Source organism: Streptomyces sp. SID14436 (assembly GCF_010548465.1).
Taxonomy (GTDB): Bacteria; Actinomycetota; Actinomycetes; order Streptomycetales; family Streptomycetaceae; genus Streptomyces.
Map to the genome: position 1 here is coordinate 1 of NZ_JAAGMD010000096.1, position 20,656 is coordinate 20,656.

The following is a 20,656-nucleotide window of genomic DNA, read 5'->3' on the forward strand; positions in this document are numbered from 1 at the left end:
CGTGGCCCTCCACCGCGAAGTACAGCGTGCGGCCCAGGGCGAGGAGATCATCGGCGGGTCCTGGCGGTCCCACCCCGGCCCCCTCCGGCGCGCCGTGCGGTACGGGCCCCCGGCCGCTCCCGGGGTGCGACGGCCCGGCGATGCCGTGGCCCGTCAGCAGCACCCGCCCGTGGGGTGCGCCGGTGGCGTCCGGGGCGAGCAGGACGTTCGCCGCGCTCACGTCCCCGTGGACCAGCCCCCGCGCGTGCCCGGCGGTGAGCGCGCCCAGGACGGCCAGACCGATCCGTGCGGCCGCCGCCGGGGCCGGCGGTCCACGCCGGGCGACCAGTTCCCGCAGGTGGACGGCACCGGCCACGTACTCCGTGACGGTCCACCGGCGTCCCCCGTCGTCCAGGACGTCGTGCACCGCGACCACGTGCGGGTGGCCCCGCAGGACGTCCGCGCAGCGGGCGGCCGCGCCGCCGGGGGCGGCCGGGGCGGCCTCCCTGAGGACGACCTCGACCACGCGTTCGTGGTCGAGCGCCAGCCAGACCCGGCTAACGGCGCCGCCCAGCCGGTGCAGCGGTTCGTAGCGGCCGGCGACGAGCCGGCCCGGTCCGGACGTCCACGCGCGCAGTGACATGACCGCTCCCCCCGGCGGTTGCACCCTGGAGCGTCATGCTACTGACGGAAGGCACCGTTCCGGGCGAATCGGGGCGAAAGCGAAGAGATGTGCGAGACGGGACTCAGCTGCCGCGAGCGTGCAGCGAGGCGAGGTAGGCGTTGTACGCCTCGAGTTCCTTGTCGCCGTCCCGGTCGGCGGCCCGGTCCTTGCGCTTGGCCTGCCGCTGCTCGGAGGCGTACCACTGGAACAGCAGCGCTATCAGCACGATCACGGACGGGACCTCGCTGAACGCCCAGGCGATGCCGCCGGCCGCGTTCTGGTCCGCGAGCGCGTCGATGCCCAGCGAGGCGGGCGGGTTCTCGTACGTCGAGACCATCGGCGTGGTCGCCATCATCAGCGCGATGCCGAAGAACGCGTGGAACGGCATGCCCGCGAACAGCTCCAGCATCCGCATCAGGTGGTTCGGCCGGTGCGGGCCGGGGTCCACGCCCATGATCGGCCAGAAGAAGACCAGTCCGACGGCCAGGAAGTGCACCATCATCACGACGTGCCCCACCCGGGAGCCCATCAGGAAGTCGAACCCGGGGGTGAAGTACAGCGCGTACAGGCTCGCGATGAACATCGGAATGGTGAACAGCGGGTGGGTGATCACCCGGATGTACCGGCTGTGCAGCAGCATCAGCAGCAGTTCGCGGATGCCCTTGCGGCCCCGTCCGGCCGTCGGCAGGGCGCGCAGCGCCAGCGTGATGGGGGCGCCGAGCAGGATCAGGATCGGCGAGACCATGCTGATCACCATGTGCTGCACCATGTGCACGGTGAACATGACCATGCCGTAGTCGTTGAGCGCGGTGCACATCATCAGCGCGACGCTCAGCACACCGAGGACGAAGGACACGGTCCGCCCCACCGGCCACTTGTCGCCGCGCCGGGTGAGCCGCACCACGCCCCAGACGTAGAGGGCCAGGCCCAGGACGCAGGCGACGAGGAAGAACGGGTCCGCCGACCAGGCGAGTCCGCGCCCCAGCGTGAACGGCGGCAGATCCATCGTCATGCCGTGCCCGCTGTGATCCATCCGCCGGCTCCTGTTTCGTGGGGGTTGTGCGCTGTCTGTCCGGACCCAGACTAGAACCGCCCCCGGCCGCGGCTGCGACCGGGGGCGGCTTTCAGCGGCCGCGAGGACCTACAGCACGCACTGCGACTCGGCGTAGCGCTCCTCGGGCACCGTCTTGAGCGTCGCCACCGCCTCGGCCAGCGGCACCGTCACGATGTCCGTCCCGCGCAGCGCGGTCATCCGCCCGAACTCGCCCCGGTGCACGGCCTCCACCGCGTGCCAGCCGAACCGGGTGGCCAGCACCCTGTCGTACGCCGTCGGCGTCCCGCCCCGCTGCACGTGGCCGAGGATGACCGGGCGGGCCTCCTTGCCGAGGCGCGTCTCGAGTTCGAGGGAGAGCTGGCGGGCGATCCCCGCGAAGCGCTCGTGGCCGTAGACGTCCTTGCCGCCCTCGTCGAAGTCCATCGTCCCGGGGCGGGGCTTGGCGCCCTCGGCGGCCACCACGATGGCGAACCGCTTGCCGGCCGAGAACCGCGCCCCGATCTTCGCCGTCAGCTCGTCGATGTCGAAGGGACGCTCGGGCACCACGATGGCGTGGGCGCCGGCCGCCATGCCGGAGTGCAGCGCGATCCAGCCCGTGTGACGGCCCATGACCTCCACGATCAGCACCCGCTGGTGCGACTCGGCGGTGGTCTTCAGCCGGTCCAGGGCCTCGGTCGCCACGCCGACCGCAGTGTCGAAGCCGAAGGTGACGTCGGTGACGGCGATGTCGTTGTCGATGGTCTTCGGCACACCCACTATCGGCAGGCCGTTGTCCGACAGCAGCCGGGCCGCCTTCAGGGTGCCCTCCCCGCCGATCGGGATGATCGCGTCGAGGCCCAGTTCCCCGACGTGGCCCCGAGCGCGCTCCACGCCGTCCCGCAGGTGCTCGGGGCGGACCCGGGAGGAGCCGAGGATGGTGCCGCCGCGGGCGAGGATGCCGCCGACCGCGTCGAGGTCCAGCTTGAGGTAGTCGCACTCCAGGAGGCCCTTCCAGCCGTCCCGGAAACCGATGACCTCGTCGCCGTGGTCGACGACGGCACGGTGCACGACCGACCGGATGACGGCGTTCAGCCCGGGGCAGTCGCCGCCGGACGTGAGGACACCAATGCGCATAGCCCGAAACAACCTTCTCGAGTGGGCCGGGACCGGACCGCGCTGTCCGGCTCGATCCCCGCCACCCTAGCCCCACCGGGGGGCCGTTCCGTAGCATGCGTCCGCCTGCTGGACGACCCCGCTCACCTGTGCGGACCAGCCGTCAGACGGGCCGGTCCGCGACGGTCCGGACAGGGGTGCGAGCAGGCGGCCGGTGTGCCTACGCGGGCTGCTGCGCGGCGGCGATGCGCTCGTTGCGCAGAGCCTCGTACCAGCGGTCGTCGGTCGGGGGCAGCGCGTTGACGTCGAGCGCCAGCTTCAGCAGCAGGTCCGCGATCTGCGGATTGCGCGCCAGCACCGGGCCGTGCATGTACGTGCCGAACACGGTGTCGTTGAAGGCGCCCTCCGTGCCGTCCCCGGTGCCGTTGCCGTTGCCGAAGCGCACCTGGGCGAACGGGCGGGCGGTGGGCCCCAGATGGGTGACGCCCTGGTGGTTCTCGAATCCGGTCAGCGGGGGCAGCCCCAGCTGCGGGTTGATGTCCGCCAGCACGTCGCCCACGCAGCGGTCGCCCTCACCGCGCACCGACACCACGTCCAGCAGCCCCAGGCCGGGCTCCCGCTGGCCGAGGTCGTTGATGAACTCGTGGCCGAGGATCTGGTAACCGGCGCACACGGAGAAGACGATGGCGCCGTTCTCCACCGCCCGGTGCAGTCCGCCGTCCCGGCGCAGCCGCTCCGCCGCGAGCCGCTGCGGCCGGTCCTCGCCGCCGCCGATCAGGTAGATGTCGCCGGAGGTGGGGATCGGCTGGTCGCTGCGCACGTCGAGCCGGGCCACGTCGAGCCCGCGCTGCCGCGCCCGGCGCTCCACCACGAGCACGTTGCCCTGGTCGCCGTAGGTGCTGAGCAGGTCGGGGTAGATCCAGACGACCCGCAGACTGTTGTCGCTCATGAAGTCACTGTCCTTGTGAGTACGTCGTGCGTCGGGGTGCCGGGACGTCAGTTGCCGACGCGACGGCGCAGGTCCTGGAAGGCGGTGTAGTTGGCGATGACCTCGATCCGGCCGGGCGGGCACTGCTGCACCGCCTGGTCGAGGTCCTCGCACACCTGGAACTGCTGGTTGGCGACCTCCAGGCGGACCGCGAGGTCCAGCTTGCGGTCACCGACGACGCAGATCGGGTGACCGGTCAGCCGGGTGTAGTCGACGTCCCACAGCCAGGAGGTGTCGGTGCCGTCGGCGGAGCGCGCGTTGACGGAGAGGATCACCGGGGTGGGCGGCGGGTCGATGAGCGAGAACGTCTCCAGCCAGCCCGCCGGGTTCTTGGCGAGCAGCAGGCGCAGGTCGCGCCCCTGGAACTGCACCACGTCGTAGCGTCCGGCCACGGCCTGCACCTGGTACATGCGCTCCAGCGCGACCTGCGGCGGCACGCCGAACACGGCCGCGACGGCCGCGGAGCTCGCCGCGTTGGCCTTGTTGGCGCGGCCGGGCAGCTGCAGGTGGATCGGCCACGCGGAGCCGTGCGGGTCCAGGACCTGGTCGCCGGACAGGGCCCAGCTCGGCGTGGGGCGGCGGAAGCCGCACTCGCCGCAGAACCAGTCGTCGCCGGGGCGCTGCATCACACCGCCGCAGGACGGGCAGGACCAGGCGTCGTCCTTCCACATCTGTCCGGCGGCGACCCAGATCACGTTGGGGGAGGAGGACGCGGCCCATACCACCAGCGGGTCGTCGGCGTTGGCGACGATGACGGCCTTGGAGCCGGCCAGCCCCTCGCGCCAGTTCTCCGCGAGCATCCGGGTCTCGGCGGCGCGGTCGAGCTGGTCGCGGGAGAGGTTGAGCAGGGCGATGCACTTCGGGTCGGTGGCCTGGGCGACGCCGACGAGGTACTTCTCGTCGACCTCGATGACACCGAAGCGGGACTCCGCGCCGGCCGCGAGGGCCGAGGTGATGCCGGCCGGCATGTTGGCGCCGAGGGCGTTGGAGACGACCGGGCCGGCCGCCTTGAGCGCCTCGGCGATGAGCCGCGTGGTGGTGGTCTTGCCGTTGGTCGCCGAGACGAGGGTCACGTCCAGGTGCTGGGCGAGCCGGGCGAGCAGGTCGGGGTCGAGTTTCAGTGCCACCCGGCCACCGATCACCGAACCGCTGCCGCGCCCGGCGGCGCGTGATGCGGCCGCGACCGCCTTGCCGGCGGTCACGGCCAGCTTGGCCCGCGGCGTGAGCGGGTCCGAGTTGCCTGCCATCAGTTCTCGATCCTCCTTGCGTACGCGCCGCGCCGGTGGGGGACGGCCACGTGGTGTGGGCCTCAGCCTATCGAGAGCGCTTCGCACTCCAGAACCGCGGCACCGCGGTGGGACGGACGTTGCCGCAAGGACCGTACCCTTGCCGCCATGCGACACGGTTCCATCCCCGGCGTCCGCGGACGTGTGCGGCCCCTGACCCTGCTCGGCGACCCGGTGCTGCACGCCCCGTGCCGCGAGGTCACCGACTTCGGTCCCGAACTGGCCCGCCTGGTGGAGGACTTGTTCGCGACGATGTACGCGGCCCGGGGAGTGGGCCTGGCCGCGAACCAGATCGGTGAGCCGCTGCGGGTGTTCGTCTACGACTGTCCCGACGACGAGGACGTCCGGCACCTGGGGCACGTGGTGAACCCGCGCCTGGTCGAGACGGACGGTGTGGTGCTGCGCGGCCCGGAGGGGTGTCTGTCCCTGCCGGGCCTGGAGGCGGGCACCGAGCGTCACGACCACGCGGTCGTCGAGGGGTTCACGGTGACCGGGGAGCCGGTCACCGTCCACGGCAGCGGGTTCTTCGCCCGCTGCCTGCAGCACGAGTGCGACCACCTGGACGGCCGCGTCTACGCCGACCGTCTCACGGGGTGGCGCCGGCGCCGGCTGCTGCGGCAGGCCGCGCGGGCGGCCTGGAGCCGGCGCTGAGGCGTCAGAAGCCGGGTCCGCCGACCCGGTCGCCGGCCTCCGCCAGCCTGCCCCACAGCAGGTCGGTCAGTCCGGCCACCAACTCGGCCCGTGTGCAGGGCCGTTCGCCGAGCCACCAGTCACCGGCCGCGTGCATCATGCCGACGATGCCGTGGCCCCAGACGCGGGCCAGCTGGTGACTGGCCGGACCGAGGTCCAGCCGCTCCTCGATGACCTGGGCGAGTTCCTCGCCCATCCGGCGCAGCAGGGGCGCCGAGTGCTTGCCGACGTCGAAGCCCTGGTCGCCCGGGGATCCCTCCGCCGGGTGCATGAGGAACCGGTACACCTGGGGGCGCAGTTCGATCGCCGCGAGGTAGGTGTCCAGGGTGGCGGCGACCCGCTCGCGGCGGTCGGCCGGGGCGTCCAGCGCGGCCCGCAGCGAGTCGAGCAGCGCGTCGGTGTGCCGCTTGGCCAGGGCCGCGTACAGTCCTCCCTTGTCACCGAAGTGCCGGTAGAGGATCGGCTTGGTGATGCCGGCCTCGGCGGCGATGGCGTTCATCGAGGCGCCCGGGCCGTCGCGCAGCACCACCCGGTCGGCGGCCTCCAGCAGCTCGCGCCGGCGGCGGTCGGCGGACCGCTGCTGGTCGGTCCGCTGTGTGGTGTCCATGATGTGCTCTCCCCACCCGTGCTGATTCGGTGACGCCTGCGCAAACTAGCACTGACGGCGTCCGGCCCTCCGAACGGGATATGAGGGGTCCGGAGGAGTTGACTTTCCCTACCGACCGGTAACAGACTGCGGTTACCGCAAGTAACATGCACGTGTGCCGCCGCTGGAGGAGTCATGGCCGAGTTCACCATGGAGCTCAACGACGAACAGAAGGAGGTGCGGGACTGGCTGCACGGCTTCGCCGCCGACGTCATCCGCCCCGCCGCCGCCGAATGGGACGAGCGTGAGGAGACTCCCTGGCCGGTCATCCAGGAGGCCGCCAAGGTCGGCATCTACTCCCTCGACTTCTACGCCCAGCAGTACTTCGACGCAACCGGCCTCGGCATCCCCATGGCGATGGAGGAGCTGTTCTGGGGCGACGCGGGCATCGCCCTGTCGATCGTCGGCACCGGCCTCGCCGCCGTCGGCGTCCTCGCCAACGGCACCGAGGAGCAGATCGGCACCTGGATCCCCCAGATGTACGGCGACGCCAACGATGTCAAGGTGGCCGCCTTCTGCTCCTCCGAGCCCGACGCCGGCTCCGACGTCGCCTCGATGCGCACGCGCGCGGTCTACGACGAGGCCAAGGACGAGTGGGTGCTCAACGGCACCAAGACGTGGGCCACCAACGGCGGCATCGCCAACGTCCACGTCGTGGTCGCGGTCGTCGACCCGGACCTCGGCTCCAAGGGCCACGCCTCCTTCATCATCCCGCCGGGCACCCCGGGCCTGGCCCAGGGCCAGAAGTTCAAGAAGCACGGCATCCGCGCCTCGCACACCGCCGAGGTGATCCTCGACAACGTGCGGATCCCCGGCTCCTGCCTGCTCGGCGGCAAGGAGAAGCTGGACGAGCGGCTCGCCCGCGCCCGCGAGAAGGCCCGCAAGGGCGGCGACCGCGTCAAGAACGCCGCCATGGCCACCTTCGAGGCGTCCCGCCCCGCGGTCGGCGCCATGGCCGTCGGCACCGCGCGCGCCGCCTACGAGGTCGCCCTGGACTACGCCACCACGCGTGAGCAGTTCGGCCGCCCGATCATCGACAACCAGGGTGTCGCCTTCCAGCTCGCCGACATGCGCACCCAGATCGACGCCGCCCGCCTGCTGGTGTGGCGGGCCTCCTGGATGGCGGTCAACGGCAAGCCGTTCACCGCCGCGGAGGGCTCCATGTCCAAGCTGTTCGCCAGCGAGACCGCCAAGAAGGTCACCGCCCAGGCGATCCAGATCCTCGGCGGCAACGGCTACACCCGCGAGTACCCGGTCGAGCGGATGCACCGCGATGCCGCGATCTACACCATCTTCGAGGGCACCAGCGAGATCCAGCGCCTGGTGATCGCCCGCACCCTGTCGGGCATGCCCATCCGCTGACCCGGCCCGGACACGGAACGACCCGGCGGTGCGGACAGCACCACCGGGTCGTTCCCCGTGCGTGTACCGGACCCGTCCGGCGCGGCAGGGGCGAAGGACGGTCAGCTCCCGCTGCTGTGCGCGATGCAGGCCACGTCGATGCGGTCGGCCAGCTTCGCCAGCTCGATGGTGAGCGCCGCGACGGTGTCCTCGTCGAGCTTCTGCTCCCCGGACTCCACCAGGCGCAGCCACCGCCCGCCCACCGTGCGGAGCAGCTTGCTGACGTCGGCCGCGGCCACCTGGAGGGTTCCGCTGTCGTCGACGATCAGAGGCAGAGTCACTTCGCGGTTCACAGAGCGGATCGTAGTCGCGGAACCATCACGCACCGTGCCAAACCGTGGTGATGTTGCAGAACTCGCGGATTCCGTGCCCGGACAGCTCACGCCCGTAGCCCGACCGCTTGACCCCGCCGAAGGGGAGCGCCGGATGGGACGCCGTCATCCCGTTCACGAACACCCCGCCGGCCTCCAGGTCCCGCACGAACCGGTCCACCTCGTCCTCGTCCCGCGTCCACACGTTCGAACTGAGGCCGAAGGGGGAGTCGTTGGCGATCAGCACCGCCTCGTCCAGGTCCGCCGCCCGGTACAGGGTCGCCACCGGACCGAAGGCCTCCTCGCGGTGGATGCGCATCTCGCGCGTGATGTCCGCCAGCACCGTCGGCGGATAGAACCAGCCGGGGCCGTCGGGCCGCTCGCCGCCGCACAGGACGGTCGCCCCGGACCTCACCGCGTCGTCGACCAGCTCCTCCAGGTCGGCCCGCCCCTGCTCGCTGGCGAGCGGCCCGACGTCCGTGCCGTCCTCCATCGGATCGCCCACCGTCAGGGCCTTCATCCCCGCGGCGAAACGCTCGGCGAACGCGTCGTAGACGTCCGTGTGCACGATGAACCGCTTCGCGGCGATGCAGGACTGCCCGTTGTTCTGCACCCGCGCGGTCACCGCGACCTGCGCGGCCCGCTCCACGTCGGCGGACGGCATCACGACGAACGGGTCGCTGCCGCCGAGCTCCAGCACCGTCTTCTTGATCATCTCTCCGGCGGTGGACGCCACCGCCCGCCCGGCCGGCTCGCTGCCCGTGAGGGTGGCGGCCCGCACCCGCTCGTCCCGCAGCACGTCGTCGACCGCCGCCGAGCCGATGAGCAGCGTCTGGAAGGTGCCCTCGGGGAGGCCCGCCCGGTGGAACAGGTCCTCCAGGTACAGCGCCGTCTGCGGCACGTTCGAGGCGTGCTTGAGCAGCCCCACGTTCCCCGCCATCAGCGCGGGCGCGGCGAACCGGACCACCTGCCACAGCGGGAAGTTCCACGGCATCACCGCGAGCACCGGACCCAGCGGCCGGTACCGCACCAGCGCCCGGGACGCCCCGGAGTCCTTCACGTCCGAGGCGTCGGGCTCCTCGTCGGCGAGGAGGGCGGCCGCGTTGCCGGCGTACCAGCGCATCGCCTTGGCGCACTTGGCGGCCTCGGCGCGCGCCTGCCGGAGCGGCTTGCCCATCTCCGTGGTCAGCATCCGGGCAACCTCGTCCTGGTCCTCGTCGAGGAGGTCGGCGGCCCGGTGCAGCATCCGGGCCCGCTCGTCGAAGGTGGTCGTCCGGTAGGTGCGGAACGTGGCCTCGGCCAGTTGCAGGCGGCGCTCCACCTCCTCCTCGCCCATGGCCTGGTACGTCTTGAGCGTCTCGCCGTTCGCCGGATTCACCGTTGCGATGGGCATGGCTGACCTCCCTGGGGACGGGCTTCGCGTATCGACCTTCCCGCGCGCCGTGGGGCGGCGCAACGCGGGAGGGCTCTCAGGGCGAGTGCTCCATGAGGCGGTCGAGAAACGCCGTCTGCGCGGAGACGATCACCGCACGGGCCCGGTCCAGCGGCAGCCACGCCACCCGGTCCAGCTCGGGGAACTCGCGTGTGCGTCCCGACTTCGGCGGCCACTCCATCGTGAACGTCCCGGGCACCACCGCGGCCGGATCCAGGTCGGCCTCCACGGCCCACACCGTGACCGTCTTGCCCCCGGCCTGCCGGACCTCGCCGAGCGGCAGCGCCGGCCCGTCCGGGGGCGCCACGCCCAGCTCCTCCCGGAACTCCCGGCGGGCCGCGTCGAAGGCGGGCTCGTCCGGCTCGTACTCGCCCTTGGGCACCGTCCACGCCCCGGCGTCCCGGCGGGCGAAGTACGGGCCGCCCATGTGCCCGAGCAGCACCTCGACCTCCGGGCCGGTGCGCCGGAACAGCAGCAGGCCGGCGCTGCGCGGGCCGCTCACGGCAGCACCCCGGGGTGCGCGGCGAGCAGCGCCTCGACGGTGTCCGCCTCCTCGGGGCGCTTGTCCTCCCGGTAGCGGACCACCCGGGCGAAGCGGAGGGTGACCCCGGCCGGGTAGCGGGTGGAACGCTGGAGGCCGTCGTAGGCGATCTCCACGACCAGCTCGGGGCGCACGGTCACGACCTGGCTGCTCTCCTCCACGGCCAGCTCGCGCAGCCGCTCGGTCTGCCAGGCCAGCATGGCGTCGGTCATGCCCTTGAAGGTCTTGCCGAGCATGGCGAAACCGCCGTCGGCGGTACGGGCCCCCAGGTGCAGGTTGGACAGCCGGCCGGTACGGCGGCCGTGCCCCCACTCGGCGGCCAGCACCACGAGATCCAGCGTGTGCACCGGCTTCACCTTCAGCCAGGACGCGCCGCGCCGGCCCGCGCTGTACGGCGCGTCCAGCGCCTTGGCGACGACGCCCTCGTGGCCGCGCGCGAGGGTCTCGGCGAGGAACGCCTCGGCCCGCGCCGTGTCCCCGGGGCCGGACACCAGCGTGCGCCGGACCCGCATCGGCTCCGGGACGAGCCGGGCGAGTTCCTCGTGCCGGCCGGTGAACGGCAGGTCGAGCAGGTCACGCCCGTCGACGGACAGCGCGTCGAAGAAGACGGGGGAGACGGGCACCTCCCGGGCGGCGGCCGTCACGTCGGTCCGCGAGCCGACCCGCCCCGCGGTCTCCTGGAAGGAGCGGGGGCGGCCGTCCCCGTCGAAGGAGATGACCTCCCCGTCCAGGATGAACCGCTCGCCCCGCAACTCCCGCGCCGCCGCGGTCACCTCGGGCAGCCGGTCGGTGATGTCGTCGAGGGTGCGGGTGTGCACGCGGACCGTGTCGCCGTCGCGGTGCACCTGGACGCGGATGCCGTCCAGCTTCTCCTCGACCGCGCAGGCCCCCAGCTTCTCGACCGCCTCCGCGACCGAGGAGGCGCTGTGCGCCAGCATGGGCTGCACGGGACGTCCGACGGTGAGCCGGAAGGCGGCCAGGGCCTCGGGGCCGTCCGCCAGCAGGGCCTCGGCGACCGTCTGCAGGGAGCCCGCGAGCATCACCGCCCGCCGTACGTCCGGCGCGGGCGCCCCGGTGGCCCGTGCCAGGCCCTCCACGGCGACCGCGTCCAGCGCGCCCTGGCGGACCTCGCCGGTGAGCAGACCGACGAGGAACCGCTGTTCCTCCGCGGTGGCGGCGCCCATCAGTGCGCCGACCAGCCGGGCGCGCTCGGCCTGCGAGCCGGGGCCGGAGACCGCGGCGAGCCGGGTGAGGGCGGCGTCGACCTCCCGCACGGTCAGCGTGGGCTCCGCGGCCGGCTCGACCGGCGCACCGAGGGCCTTCCAGCCCACGCCGATCCGCCCCTGCGGGAGCCGGCCCGCCAGGTAGGGGATGACGATCGGCACGTCGTCCGCCTCCGCCTCCCGGAACAGCTCGGCGAGCAGGTCGGTCTTCCGGGACCGCGCCGACGTGGCGGCGACCTCCCGGGACACGTGGGCCAACCGGGTCAGCAGCATGCAGCCATGGTGCTACGCGAGCCCCCCGCGCACACCCGGACCGCGCCGGGCGCCCGGGCGCCCCCGGGGGCCGCCGTCCGCGCCTACGGGGTGACGGCCGCGTCCAGGTCCTCCATGAGGAGGTCGCCGACGATCGCCGCCGCCGCCCGGTAGCCGCCGCTGGCCGCGTGGATCACCTGCTCGGAGAAGCCGATCGCGTTGCCCGCCGCCCAGACGCCCGGCACCGTCGTCAGGCCCGTCGCGTCGACCACCGGGTAGGCGCCGAACGGGGTCTCGTCCAGCTCGGCGCCCAGCCGCTCCAGCAGGCCCGTCTGCGGCAGGGGCCGCGGGGCGACGTAGAGCACGCCGCGCGGGTGCACGGAGCCGTCGGCGAGGCGCACGCCGGTGAACCGGTCGTCCTCGACCACGAGCCCGGCGACCTCGCCGGGCACCACGTCGACCCGGGCGGCGGCCAGGCGGCGCAGGTCCTGGTCGGTCAGCTCCGACTCGGCGACGGTGTGCAGGAACAGGGTCACGTCCTTCGACCAGCGGGAGACCATCAGCGCCTGGTGGACGCTCGCCGGGGTGGCGGCGAGCACGCCGAAGGGCTCGTCCCGGACCTCCCAGCCGTGGCAGAACGGGCAGTGCAGCACGTCCCGCCCGAACCGTTCGGCGACGCCGGGCACGTCCGGCAGCTCGTCCTTCAGCCCGGTCGCGACGACCAGCCGCCGGGCCCGGACCGGCGCCGAGCCCTCCACCGCGACGGTGAAACCGTCACCCCGGGTTACGTCGGTGACCCGGCCCCGGACCAGCTCGACGCCGTAGCGGGCGATCTCCTCCCGGCCGACGGCCAGGAACTCGGCCGGTGACATGCCGTCGCGGGAGAGGTACCCCTGCATGTGCGGCGACGGGGCGTTGCGTGGTGCGCCGGCGTCGACGACCAGGGTGCGCAGCCGGGCCCGGCCCAGGACCAGCGCGGCCGACAGGCCGGCCGCGCCGCCCCCGACGACGACCACGTCGTAGTGCGTGTGTGCGTGTGTCTCGGTCATGGTGACCACCTCCGTCACCGACCTTCCGCCGTTCCTGCGGGATTGACAAACAACTTTGCCGATTCTGCAATGGATGTCATGAGTACGGAGGAAGTTCTCGCGGACGTCGGTCCCAGGCTGCGGCGGATCAGGAAGGACCGGGAGGTGACGCTGGCGGCGCTGTCGGAGGCCACCGGCATCTCCGTCAGTACGCTCTCCCGGCTGGAGTCGGGGCTGCGCAAGCCCAGTCTGGAGCTGCTCCTGCCGATCGCGCAGGCCCACCAGGTGCCGTTGGACGAGCTGGTCGGGGCGCCGCCGGTGGGCGACCCGCGCGTGCGGTCCCGGCCCATCGTGTGGGGCGGCCGCACCCACTGGCCGCTCACCCGCCAGCCCGGCGGCCTCCAGGCGTACAAGGTGCTGGAACCGCAGCGCAAACAGGAGCCGGAGCCGCGCACACACGAGGGCTACGAGTGGCTGTACGTGCTGTCCGGGCGGCTGCGGCTGGTGCTCGGCGAGCACGACGTGGTGCTGACGGCGGGGGAGGCCGCCGAGTTCGACACCCGGGTGCCGCACTGGTTCGGATCGACGGGGGAGGGGCCGGTGGAGTTCCTCAGTCTGTTCGGCCCGCAGGGCGAGCGGATGCACGTCAGGGCACGGCCCCGGGGAGCGTGACCGGCACGACGGTTCCCCGATCGGCAAGCGACCGCTTAGTATGCGGGGAACCCGGTCTGGGGAACACACGAGCGCACCCCGTGGAGGCTCCGTATGCAGGCATGGCAAGTACACGAGCTGGGAGAACCGGGCGAGGTGATGCGCCTCGCGGACACGCCGGTACCGACCCCTGGTGACGGTCAGGTCCTGCTGAAGGTGCGCGCCGCCGGCATCAACTTCCCCGACGCGCTGATGTGCCGGGGCCTGTACCAGGTCCGGCCGCCGCTGCCCTTCACCCCGGGCGTGGAGATCTGCGGCGAGACCGAGGACGGGCGCCGGGTCCTCGCCAACCCGGCCCTGCCGCACGGCGGCTTCGCCGAGTACGCCGTCGCGGACGCCGGCGCGCTGCGGCCCGCCCCCGATGCGCTCGACGACGCCGAGGCGGCCGCCCTGCACATCGGCTACCAGACCGCCTGGTTCGCCCTGCACCGCCGGGCCGCGCTGCAGGCCGGCGAGACCCTGCTGGTGCACGCCGCAGCCGGAGGCGTCGGCAGCGCCGCCGTGCAGCTCGGCAAGGCCGCCGGCGCCACCGTCATCGGCGTGGTCGGGGGCCGGCAGAAGGCGGCCGTCGCCCGTGAACTCGGCTGCGACGTCGTCGTCGACCGACGCGAGCAGGACGTCATCGCGGCCGTCAAGGAGGCCACCGGCGGCCGGGGCGCCGACGTGATCTACGACCCGGTCGGCGGCGAGGCCTACGCCCAGTCCACCAAGGTCGTCGCCTTCGAGGGCCGGATCGTCGTGATCGGCTTCGCGAGCGGGTCCATCCCCACCCCTGGCCTGAACCACGCCCTGGTGAAGAACTACTCGATCCTCGGCCTCCACTGGGGCCTGTACAACACCCGGAACCCCAAGCTGGTCGAGCACTGCCACGAGCAGCTCACCGACCTGGCCGCCCGGGGCGCGATCAAGCCCCTGGTGAGCGAGCGCGTCCCCCTCGCCGGGGCCGCGGCCGCCGTGCAGCGGGTCGCCGACGGCGTCACCACCGGCCGGGTCGCCGTGCTGCCCTCCACGGAAGGAGCCGCCGCGTGATCGACGCCGCCGAACTGCGCCGCCGCACCCAGGAGTTCCTGGCCGCGCACCCGCCCGCCGACCTCCCGCCGGCACCCCCGGCGGACGCCGCCGGGGACCCGCTCCCCCCGTCCGCCGACGCCGCCCGCCTCGACTTCCTCCGCGCCCGCTTCGACGCCGGACTCGCCTGGGTGCACTACCCCGAGGGCCTCGGCGGACTCGGCGCCCCCCGCGCCCTCCAGGCCGTCGTCGACGCCGAACTGGCCGCCGCCGGAGCGCCCGACAACGACCCGCGGCGCATCGGGATCGGCCTCGGCATGGCCGCGCCGACCATCCTCCAGTACGGCACCGACGAGCAGAAGCGGCGCTTCCTGCGGCCCCTGTGGACGGGCGAGGAGGTCTGGTGCCAGCTGTTCAGCGAACCGGGCGCCGGATCCGACCTGGCCGCGCTCGGCACCCGCGCCGTCCGCCACGGCGACGAGTGGACCGTCAACGGACAGAAGGTGTGGACGTCCAGCGCCCACGTGGCCCGCTGGGCCATCCTCATCGCCCGCACCGACCCGGACGTGCCCAAGCACCGGGGCATCACCTACTTCGTCTGCGACATGACCGACCCCGGCGTCGAGGTGCGGCCGCTGCGCCAGATCACCGGCGAGGCCGAGTTCAACGAGGTCTTCCTCACCGACGTCCGCATACCCGACGCCCACCGCCTGGGCGAGACCGGTGACGGATGGCGGGTCGCGCAGACCACCCTGAACAACGAGCGCGTCGCCATCGGCGGCATGCGGCTGCCCCGCGAGGGCGGCATGATCGGCCCGGTCGTGCGGACCTGGCGCGAACGGCCCGACCTGCGCACCCACGACCTGCACCAGCGGCTGCTCACCCTGTGGGTCGACGCCGAGGTGGCCCGCCTCACCGGCGAACGGCTGCGCCAGCAGCTCGCCGTCGGCCAGCCCGGCCCCGAGGGCGCCGGGATGAAACTGGGCTTCGCCCGCCTCAACCAGGCGATCAGCGGCCTGGAAGTGGAACTCCTCGGCGAGGAGGGCCTGTTGTACGACGACTGGACCATGCGCAGGCCCCAGCTCGTCAACTTCACCGGGCGGGGCGCCGGTTACCGGTACCTGCGCGCCAAGGGCAACAGCATCGAGGGCGGGACCAGCGAGGTCCTGCTGAACATCGTCGCCGAGCGTGTCCTGGGCCTGCCGCCCGAGCCGCGCACCGACAAGGACGTCGCGTGGAAGGACCTGGCGCGATGAGCGACCTGCTGTACTCGCCGGAGGAAGAGGCGCTGCGCGCCGCCGTCCGGGACCTGCTCACCGACCACTGCGACCCGGCGGGCGTGATCGCCCGGACCGAGTCGGCCGCCCCGCACGACCTCGCGCTGTGGAAGGCGCTCGCCCAGGACATGGGCCTGGCCGGACTGCTCGTCCCCGAGGAACTCGACGGCCAGGGCGCCACGCACCGGGAGGCCGCCGTCGTCCTGGAGGAACTGGGCCGCGCGGTCGCCCCGGTGCCGTACCTGAGCAGCTCCGTCGTCGCCACCGAGGCCCTGTTGGAGTGCGGGGCCGACGACCTGCTGACGCAGCTGGCCTCCGGCGCCGTGATCGGCGTGCTCGCCGTCGCCCTGAACGTCCCGCCCGGCGGCGTCCACCGGACCGTGCGCGCCGAGGGCGGTCTGCTGCACGGCGAGCTGACCTCGGTGGCGGACGCGGCCGCGGCCGACGTCCTGCTCGTCCCCGCCGACGACGGCGGCCTGTACGCGGTCGACGCGACCGCCGCCACGGTCACGCCCCAGGTGTCGTTCGACCTGACCCGGCCGGTGGCGACGGTCACCCTCGACGGAGCGCCGGGCCGCCGGCTCGGCGACGCCGCACCCGCCGTGCGCCGTGCCCTGCGGGCCGGGGCCGGACTGCTCGCCTCCGAGCAACTGGGCCTCGCCGACTGGTCGCTGACCGAGACCGTGGCCTACCTCAAGGAGCGCAAGCAGTTCAACCGCCCGGTCGGCGGCTTCCAGGCGCTCAAGCACCGGCTGGCCCAGCTCTGGCTGGAGGTGGCCGGCGTCCGCGCCGCCGCCCGCAACGCCGCCGACGCCCTGGCGACCGGCGAGGACACCGACGTGGCGGTCGCCGTCGCCCAGGCGTACGTCGCGCCGGTGGCCGTCCACGCGGCCGAGGAGGCGCTTCAGCTGCACGCCGGGATCGGCATGACCTGGGAACACCCGGTGCACCTGCGCCTGAAGCGTGCCAAGGCCGACTCCCTCGCCCACGGCACCGCCGGCGCCCACCGCGAGGCACTGGCCGGACTGGCCGACCTGCCCGCGCCCTGACCGGCCCCCTCCCCGCGGCACACCCCGGGCCCGCTCCCCGACGGGAGCGGGCCCGCGCGTTCCCCGACGGGAGCGGGCCCGCGCGTTCCCCCGATGTGGGGCGCCGTGGCGCCCTCGCCCTCAAGCGCCCGGGGAATCGGTGAACGCACCGCGACCGTTCGGCCAACTCCCCGCACCCCTCTGCTTCCTGACGTCCCGTGGGCCCATACTCGCTGGGTCGGTCCCCCACGGAACCCCGGGAGGCAGAGCATGGCCCTCACCACCCGCCGCAGAGCCCTCACCACCCTCGGCGCCGCCGTCGCCGGCACGGTCGCCCTGCCGGCCACCCACGCCCTGGCCGGTGAACACCCCCGCCACCGCCGCCCGTTATGGCGCGCCCACGCCCACAACGACTACGAGCACCCCCGCCCGCTCTTCGACGCCCTCGACCACCGCTTCGGCAGCGTCGAAGCCGACGTCTTCCTCGTCGACGGCCGTCTCCTCGTCGCACACGACCCCGAGGACCTCGACCCGTCCCGCACCCTGGAATCCCTGTACCTGGAACCGCTCGCCGCCCGCGTCCGGGCCAACGGCGGCTCCGTGTACCGGGGCCACCGCAGGCCGTTCCAGCTCCTCGTCGACCTCAAGACCGAGGGCGTGTCCACCTACCTCGAACTGCACCGCCGACTGCGCCGCCAACGGCACCTGTTCACCACCTGCGCGCACGGCCGGGTCCTGCCCGGAGCGGTCACCGCCGTCGTGTCCGGCGACCGCGCGGCCCGGACCCCGATGGCGGCCCAGCGGGTACGGCACGCCTTCTACGACGGCCGGGCGAGCGACCTCGGCGGCCCCGCGCGTGCCTCTTTCATGCCGCTGATCAGCGACAACTGGAACCTGCACTTCACCTGGCAGGGGACGGGCCCGTTCCCCGCCGCCGAACACCGGAAGCTGCGCGGCATCGTGCACACCGCGCACGCGCGCGGGCAGCGGGTGCGGTTCTGGGCCACCCCAGACCTGCCGGGCGCCGCCCGTGACGCGCTGTGGGGCGCCCTGGCCGACGCGGGCGTGGATCACCTCAACACCGACGACCTCGCGGGCCTGCAGTCCTTCCTCGACCGCTACCGCCCCGGATAGACACCACACGTTCGGCGGACACTCCAGCCGCCCGGACGAACCCTCCGCTACGCCACACTGACGGCCGAACGCCGCGAAGCGGACGTGGCGGAGGAGGTTGACGATGGCCGTTTCCATTTCTGTGGTGCTGCTTCTGGCGGTCCTGGCGGTGATCTTCCTGCGCAACGGCGGACTGAAGGTCTCCCACGCCCTGGTCTGTCTGCTGCTCGGGTTCTACCTGGCCGGCACGAACATCGCCCCGACGATCCACAGCGGCCTGACGGCCACCGCGGACATCGTGGGCAGCCTGCGGCCGTGAGGCCGTGAGGCCGTGAGGCCGTGAGGCCGTGGGTGCGTGAGTCCGTGGGTCCGTGACGGCGTGGGTCCGTGACGCGACGTGAGTCCGCGACGTCGTGACGCCGATACGCCGTGAGGCCGGTACGCCGTGACGCCTGACGTTCGCGGGGCGTCAGCCGGAGGAGAAGACGCCGATGCCGTTCGGCACCGGCCGTTCGGCGCCACCGGCCGGACGGTTGCGCACCGAGACGCCGGGCGCCCCGGGCGTGCGGGCGACCAGCGTCGACGAACCGCCGCCGTCGAGACTGAAGCCGTCGACGGAGCCCAGGTCGCGCAGGGTGGCCGCGAGTTCCGCGACGGTCAGCCCGCCGCGGTACTCGGGTGCCCCGTCGAGCGCGAGCAGCAGCAGACGCCGGCCACCCTCCGCGGTGCCCACGGCCGTCCGTACCGCCGTCGCCGTGTCGTCCAGTCCCGGCAGGGGGCGTCCGCCGGCCAGCACGGGGTAACCGCCGACAGCGAGCCGGTACGGGATCCGGCTCGCCGCCGCCACCAGCCGGTGCCGCACCCGTACCGGCTCCCCGAGGACCAGCGTCCGCAGGTAACGGGCGCCCTCCTCGCGGCCGACCAGCACGGTGGTGCCGGGCGCGACGGGCCCGCTGCCGGGCGTGGCCGAGGTGGCCACCACCCGGCCGCCGCGCACCGTCACCTCGTGGGTGTCGGTACTGCACGGGGCGGCCCGGTCGGTGTCCGTGCCGCAGGTGGCGCGCACCCGGGAGACGCTGCCCCACGCCTCGGTGAACGCCCCGACGGAATTCACGGGCAGCGCGTACTGGTTGAGCCCGCCCAGTGCCGTCCGGGCCGTCCGGGTGCGGACCGATCCGTCCAGGGCGAGGCGGTCATGCCGGGCCCGCCGGTCCACGCCCACGCCGAACACGTCCTCGGTCGTCGTGCCCGGCGGCAGCGCGGGGCCGAACCGCTGCCCGTCCGGCACCGCCGCCTTCAGCACCCGCCCGTCCGCGATCGCCGGGCCGACGCTCGCGCCGGTCGCCGCGACGCCGGGGTGCTGGGTCTCCGTGATGTTGAAGAAGTCGCCGTTGACGCCCGCGACGGCGCCCCTCGCGTCCGCCATCACCGAGACACGGGCCCGCGCGGCCACCGCCCCCGGGTGCAGCAGGCCGACCCGGACGCGCGGGTCGCGCAGATCGACGGTGAGCAGGTGCGCGTGTGCCGTGCCGTGCGACGTCGGGACGTCGAACTCGCGGTAGGTGACCCCCGGGGCCACGTCGACCGCCGCCCGCAGCGCCTCGGCCGGCGGCGCCCCCGCCAGACCGGCACCGGCCAGCAGGCCGAGTGCCGTGAGTGTGGTGAGTGCCGTGCGGACCGGCCTGCCCGCCCCGCAACGCATGCCCCGACGTGTCACCGGCACCGACCGCCCCCTGATGTCTCGTCAACTCTCCTAGGACATCAGGAAGTCCAGCAGACCGGGACCGTCCGCGGGGCGCCTTGGGCGCGATCCGTGCGGGAACGGCCGCAAAAGGCACTCCGGTGGAGGTGCGTGGGAGGGGCTGGGGGCGGTGCGTGCGTTGCTGCGTTCCGCGTTGCTGTGGGTCGTCACGGGCAGGCCGTGGTCCTCCGGGGAGGCTTGCGCTGCTCAGGCCGGCCGGACGGCCGCCCCGGCGGGGTCGTCCAGGACGGCCCGTACCACCGAGTGGGCCGCACCGAGCAGCGGTCCTTCCGGCCCCAGCGGGGAGACGGTGACCGGGCAGGCGGGGCCCGCCGTGCGCCGGGCCAGCTCCGCGCGCAGCGACGGCAGCAGCCAGGGCGCGAGACCGGCGAGCGCGCCGCCCAGCACCACCGACTCGGGGTCCAGCAGGTTCACGGCGCCGGTGAGCGCGATGCCGAGCGCCGTACCGGCGTCGTCGAGCGCCCGGCGCACGTCGGCGTCGCCCTGCCCGGCGAGGTCCGCCAGCAGGCCGACCCGGTCCTCGCCCGGGGCGAGACCGGCCGCGCGCAGCACCGCCTCCTCGCCCGCGTACTGCTCCAGGCAGCCGCGCCCGCCACAGGGGCACTCCGGCCCGTCGGGGTGCACGGGCACATGGCCCAGTTCGCCCGCGAAGCCGCGGTTTCCGTGCAGCAGCCTGCCGTCCACGACCAGCGCGGCGCCGATACCGATCTCGGCGGACACGTGGAGGAAGTCGCGCGGGGTGCCGTCGCCGAGCCAGAGTTCGGCGAGCGCACCGAAGTTGGCCTCGTTGGCCACCGTGAGGGGGAAGCCGTCGGGGAGCAGGGTGCCGAGGTCGGTGTCCTGCCAGCCCAGGTTCGGGGCGCGCACGACGGTCCGGGCGTCGCGCGCGACCAGGCCCGGCACCGCCACGGCGAGTCCGGCGGGCCACAGGCCCTCCTCCTCGGCCCCGGCGACGACCCGGCCGACCAGCTCCGTCAGCTCCCCGAGCACCGCCTCGGGGGAGCGGCCCCGCCCCGGGGCCTGGCGCACCGCGCGCGCCCGGACCTCCCCGCGCAGGTCGACGGCGCACACCGCCAGGTGGTCGACGCCGATCTCGGCACCGATGCCGGCGGGGCCCCGGTCGCTGACGGCGAGCGCGGACCCGGGGCGGCCCACCCGGCCGGGCCGCTC

20 protein-coding genes and 1 pseudogene are annotated in these 20,656 nt (G+C 73.7%); 8 read left to right on the top strand and 13 right to left on the bottom strand.

All coding sequences use genetic code 11. The features are described from left to right. The 5 genes and pseudogenes from G3I53_RS03240 to G3I53_RS03260 all read right to left on the bottom strand — a co-directional run. Nucleotides 1-622 (bottom strand): annotated as a pseudogene (locus G3I53_RS03240) (serine/threonine protein phosphatase); the annotation flags it as partial. A 103-nt stretch (nucleotides 623-725) separates the two neighbouring features. Further along, nucleotides 726-1,676: a cytochrome c oxidase assembly protein gene (locus tag G3I53_RS03245; protein ID WP_164338635.1), complete on the bottom strand. Its 951-nt coding sequence runs from the start codon at nucleotides 1,674-1,676 to the stop codon at nucleotides 726-728. A 108-nt stretch (nucleotides 1,677-1,784) separates the two neighbouring features. Next, a complete protein-coding gene (locus tag G3I53_RS03250; RefSeq protein WP_164338634.1) occupies nucleotides 1,785-2,810 on the bottom strand; it encodes a 6-phosphofructokinase in 1,026 nt (341 codons plus the stop codon). A gap of 199 nt (nucleotides 2,811-3,009) precedes the next feature. Further along, nucleotides 3,010-3,738: a glutamine amidotransferase gene (locus tag G3I53_RS03255; RefSeq protein ID WP_164338633.1), complete on the bottom strand. Its 729-nt coding sequence runs from the start codon at nucleotides 3,736-3,738 to the stop codon at nucleotides 3,010-3,012. Nucleotides 3,739-3,785: 47 nt separating this feature from the next. After that, nucleotides 3,786-5,024 carry a MurT ligase domain-containing protein gene (locus G3I53_RS03260; protein WP_164338632.1) on the bottom strand — a complete coding sequence of 413 codons (1,239 nt, stop codon included), beginning with the start codon at nucleotides 5,022-5,024 and terminating at the stop codon, nucleotides 3,786-3,788. A 147-nt stretch (nucleotides 5,025-5,171) separates the two neighbouring features. On the opposite strand from G3I53_RS03260, the gene def reads away from it, so the two are divergent. Next, a complete protein-coding gene (gene def, locus G3I53_RS03265; protein WP_164338631.1) occupies nucleotides 5,172-5,714 on the top strand; it encodes a peptide deformylase in 543 nt (180 codons plus the stop codon). A 4-nt stretch (nucleotides 5,715-5,718) separates the two neighbouring features. Here the strand turns inward: def and G3I53_RS03270 are convergent, their stop codons facing one another. Next, entirely contained in the window at nucleotides 5,719-6,360 is a 642-nt protein-coding gene (locus tag G3I53_RS03270) for a TetR family transcriptional regulator (protein ID WP_164338630.1), read from the bottom strand. Nucleotides 6,361-6,534: 174 nt separating this feature from the next. Between G3I53_RS03270 and G3I53_RS03275 the strand changes: the two genes are divergently transcribed. Further along, nucleotides 6,535-7,761, top strand: coding sequence for an acyl-CoA dehydrogenase family protein (locus G3I53_RS03275; protein ID WP_164338629.1), 1,227 nt, complete (start codon nucleotides 6,535-6,537; stop codon nucleotides 7,759-7,761). A 101-nt stretch (nucleotides 7,762-7,862) separates the two neighbouring features. Here G3I53_RS03275 and G3I53_RS03280 read toward each other — a convergent pair whose 3' ends face one another. From G3I53_RS03280 to G3I53_RS03300, 5 genes are all read right to left on the bottom strand, one after another. Next, the gene (locus G3I53_RS03280) at nucleotides 7,863-8,093 is read right to left on the bottom strand and encodes a DUF6213 family protein (protein WP_164338628.1); all 231 of its coding nucleotides are present in this window, start codon (nucleotides 8,091-8,093) and stop codon (nucleotides 7,863-7,865) included. Nucleotides 8,094-8,118: 25 nt separating this feature from the next. Next, on the bottom strand, nucleotides 8,119-9,504 hold the full coding sequence (locus G3I53_RS03285) for an NADP-dependent succinic semialdehyde dehydrogenase (protein ID WP_164338627.1): 1,386 nt from the start codon (nucleotides 9,502-9,504) through the stop codon (nucleotides 8,119-8,121). A 76-nt stretch (nucleotides 9,505-9,580) separates the two neighbouring features. Next, a complete protein-coding gene (locus G3I53_RS03290) occupies nucleotides 9,581-10,045 on the bottom strand; it encodes an NUDIX domain-containing protein (RefSeq protein WP_164338626.1) in 465 nt (154 codons plus the stop codon). Next, nucleotides 10,042-11,580 (bottom strand): ATP-dependent DNA ligase, encoded by a 1,539-nt coding sequence (locus G3I53_RS03295; RefSeq protein WP_164438005.1) that lies wholly within the window; start codon nucleotides 11,578-11,580, stop codon nucleotides 10,042-10,044. Before G3I53_RS03295 ends, G3I53_RS03290 begins: the two co-directional genes overlap by 4 nt. 83 nt (nucleotides 11,581-11,663) lie before the next feature. Next, nucleotides 11,664-12,608 carry an NAD(P)/FAD-dependent oxidoreductase gene (locus G3I53_RS03300; RefSeq protein WP_164338910.1) on the bottom strand — a complete coding sequence of 315 codons (945 nt, stop codon included), beginning with the start codon at nucleotides 12,606-12,608 and terminating at the stop codon, nucleotides 11,664-11,666. A 78-nt stretch (nucleotides 12,609-12,686) separates the two neighbouring features. Between G3I53_RS03300 and G3I53_RS03305 the strand changes: the two genes are divergently transcribed. The 6 genes from G3I53_RS03305 (at nucleotide 12,687) to G3I53_RS03330 (ending at nucleotide 18,043) form a co-directional block, all read left to right on the top strand. Next, nucleotides 12,687-13,259 (top strand): XRE family transcriptional regulator, encoded by a 573-nt coding sequence (locus tag G3I53_RS03305; RefSeq protein WP_164338909.1) that lies wholly within the window; start codon nucleotides 12,687-12,689, stop codon nucleotides 13,257-13,259. 93 nt (nucleotides 13,260-13,352) lie between these two features. Further along, nucleotides 13,353-14,327: an NADPH:quinone oxidoreductase family protein gene (locus tag G3I53_RS03310; protein WP_164438006.1), complete on the top strand. Its 975-nt coding sequence runs from the start codon at nucleotides 13,353-13,355 to the stop codon at nucleotides 14,325-14,327. Further along, nucleotides 14,324-15,562 carry an acyl-CoA dehydrogenase family protein gene (locus tag G3I53_RS03315; protein ID WP_164438007.1) on the top strand — a complete coding sequence of 413 codons (1,239 nt, stop codon included), beginning with the start codon at nucleotides 14,324-14,326 and terminating at the stop codon, nucleotides 15,560-15,562. Before G3I53_RS03310 ends, G3I53_RS03315 begins: the two co-directional genes overlap by 4 nt. Continuing rightward, nucleotides 15,559-16,632 carry an acyl-CoA dehydrogenase family protein gene (locus tag G3I53_RS03320; RefSeq protein WP_164438008.1) on the top strand — a complete coding sequence of 358 codons (1,074 nt, stop codon included), beginning with the start codon at nucleotides 15,559-15,561 and terminating at the stop codon, nucleotides 16,630-16,632. The genes G3I53_RS03315 and G3I53_RS03320 overlap by 4 nt, the downstream gene beginning before the upstream one ends. Nucleotides 16,633-16,881: 249 nt before the next feature. Beyond that, nucleotides 16,882-17,745, top strand: coding sequence for a phosphatidylinositol-specific phospholipase C/glycerophosphodiester phosphodiesterase family protein (locus G3I53_RS03325; RefSeq protein ID WP_164333471.1), 864 nt, complete (start codon nucleotides 16,882-16,884; stop codon nucleotides 17,743-17,745). Between the two features lie 103 nt (nucleotides 17,746-17,848). Beyond that, entirely contained in the window at nucleotides 17,849-18,043 is a 195-nt protein-coding gene (locus G3I53_RS03330; protein ID WP_164333472.1) for a hypothetical protein, read from the top strand. Between the two features lie 150 nt (nucleotides 18,044-18,193). Here the strand turns inward: G3I53_RS03330 and G3I53_RS03335 are convergent, their stop codons facing one another. Both G3I53_RS03335 and G3I53_RS03340 read right to left on the bottom strand, forming a co-directional pair. Then, on the bottom strand, nucleotides 18,194-19,426 hold the full coding sequence (locus G3I53_RS03335; protein WP_164438009.1) for a phosphodiester glycosidase family protein: 1,233 nt from the start codon (nucleotides 19,424-19,426) through the stop codon (nucleotides 18,194-18,196). A 246-nt stretch (nucleotides 19,427-19,672) separates the two neighbouring features. Further along, nucleotides 19,673-20,656 (bottom strand): ROK family protein (locus G3I53_RS03340; RefSeq protein WP_164438010.1); only part of this gene is annotated, 984 nt, incomplete at its 5' end.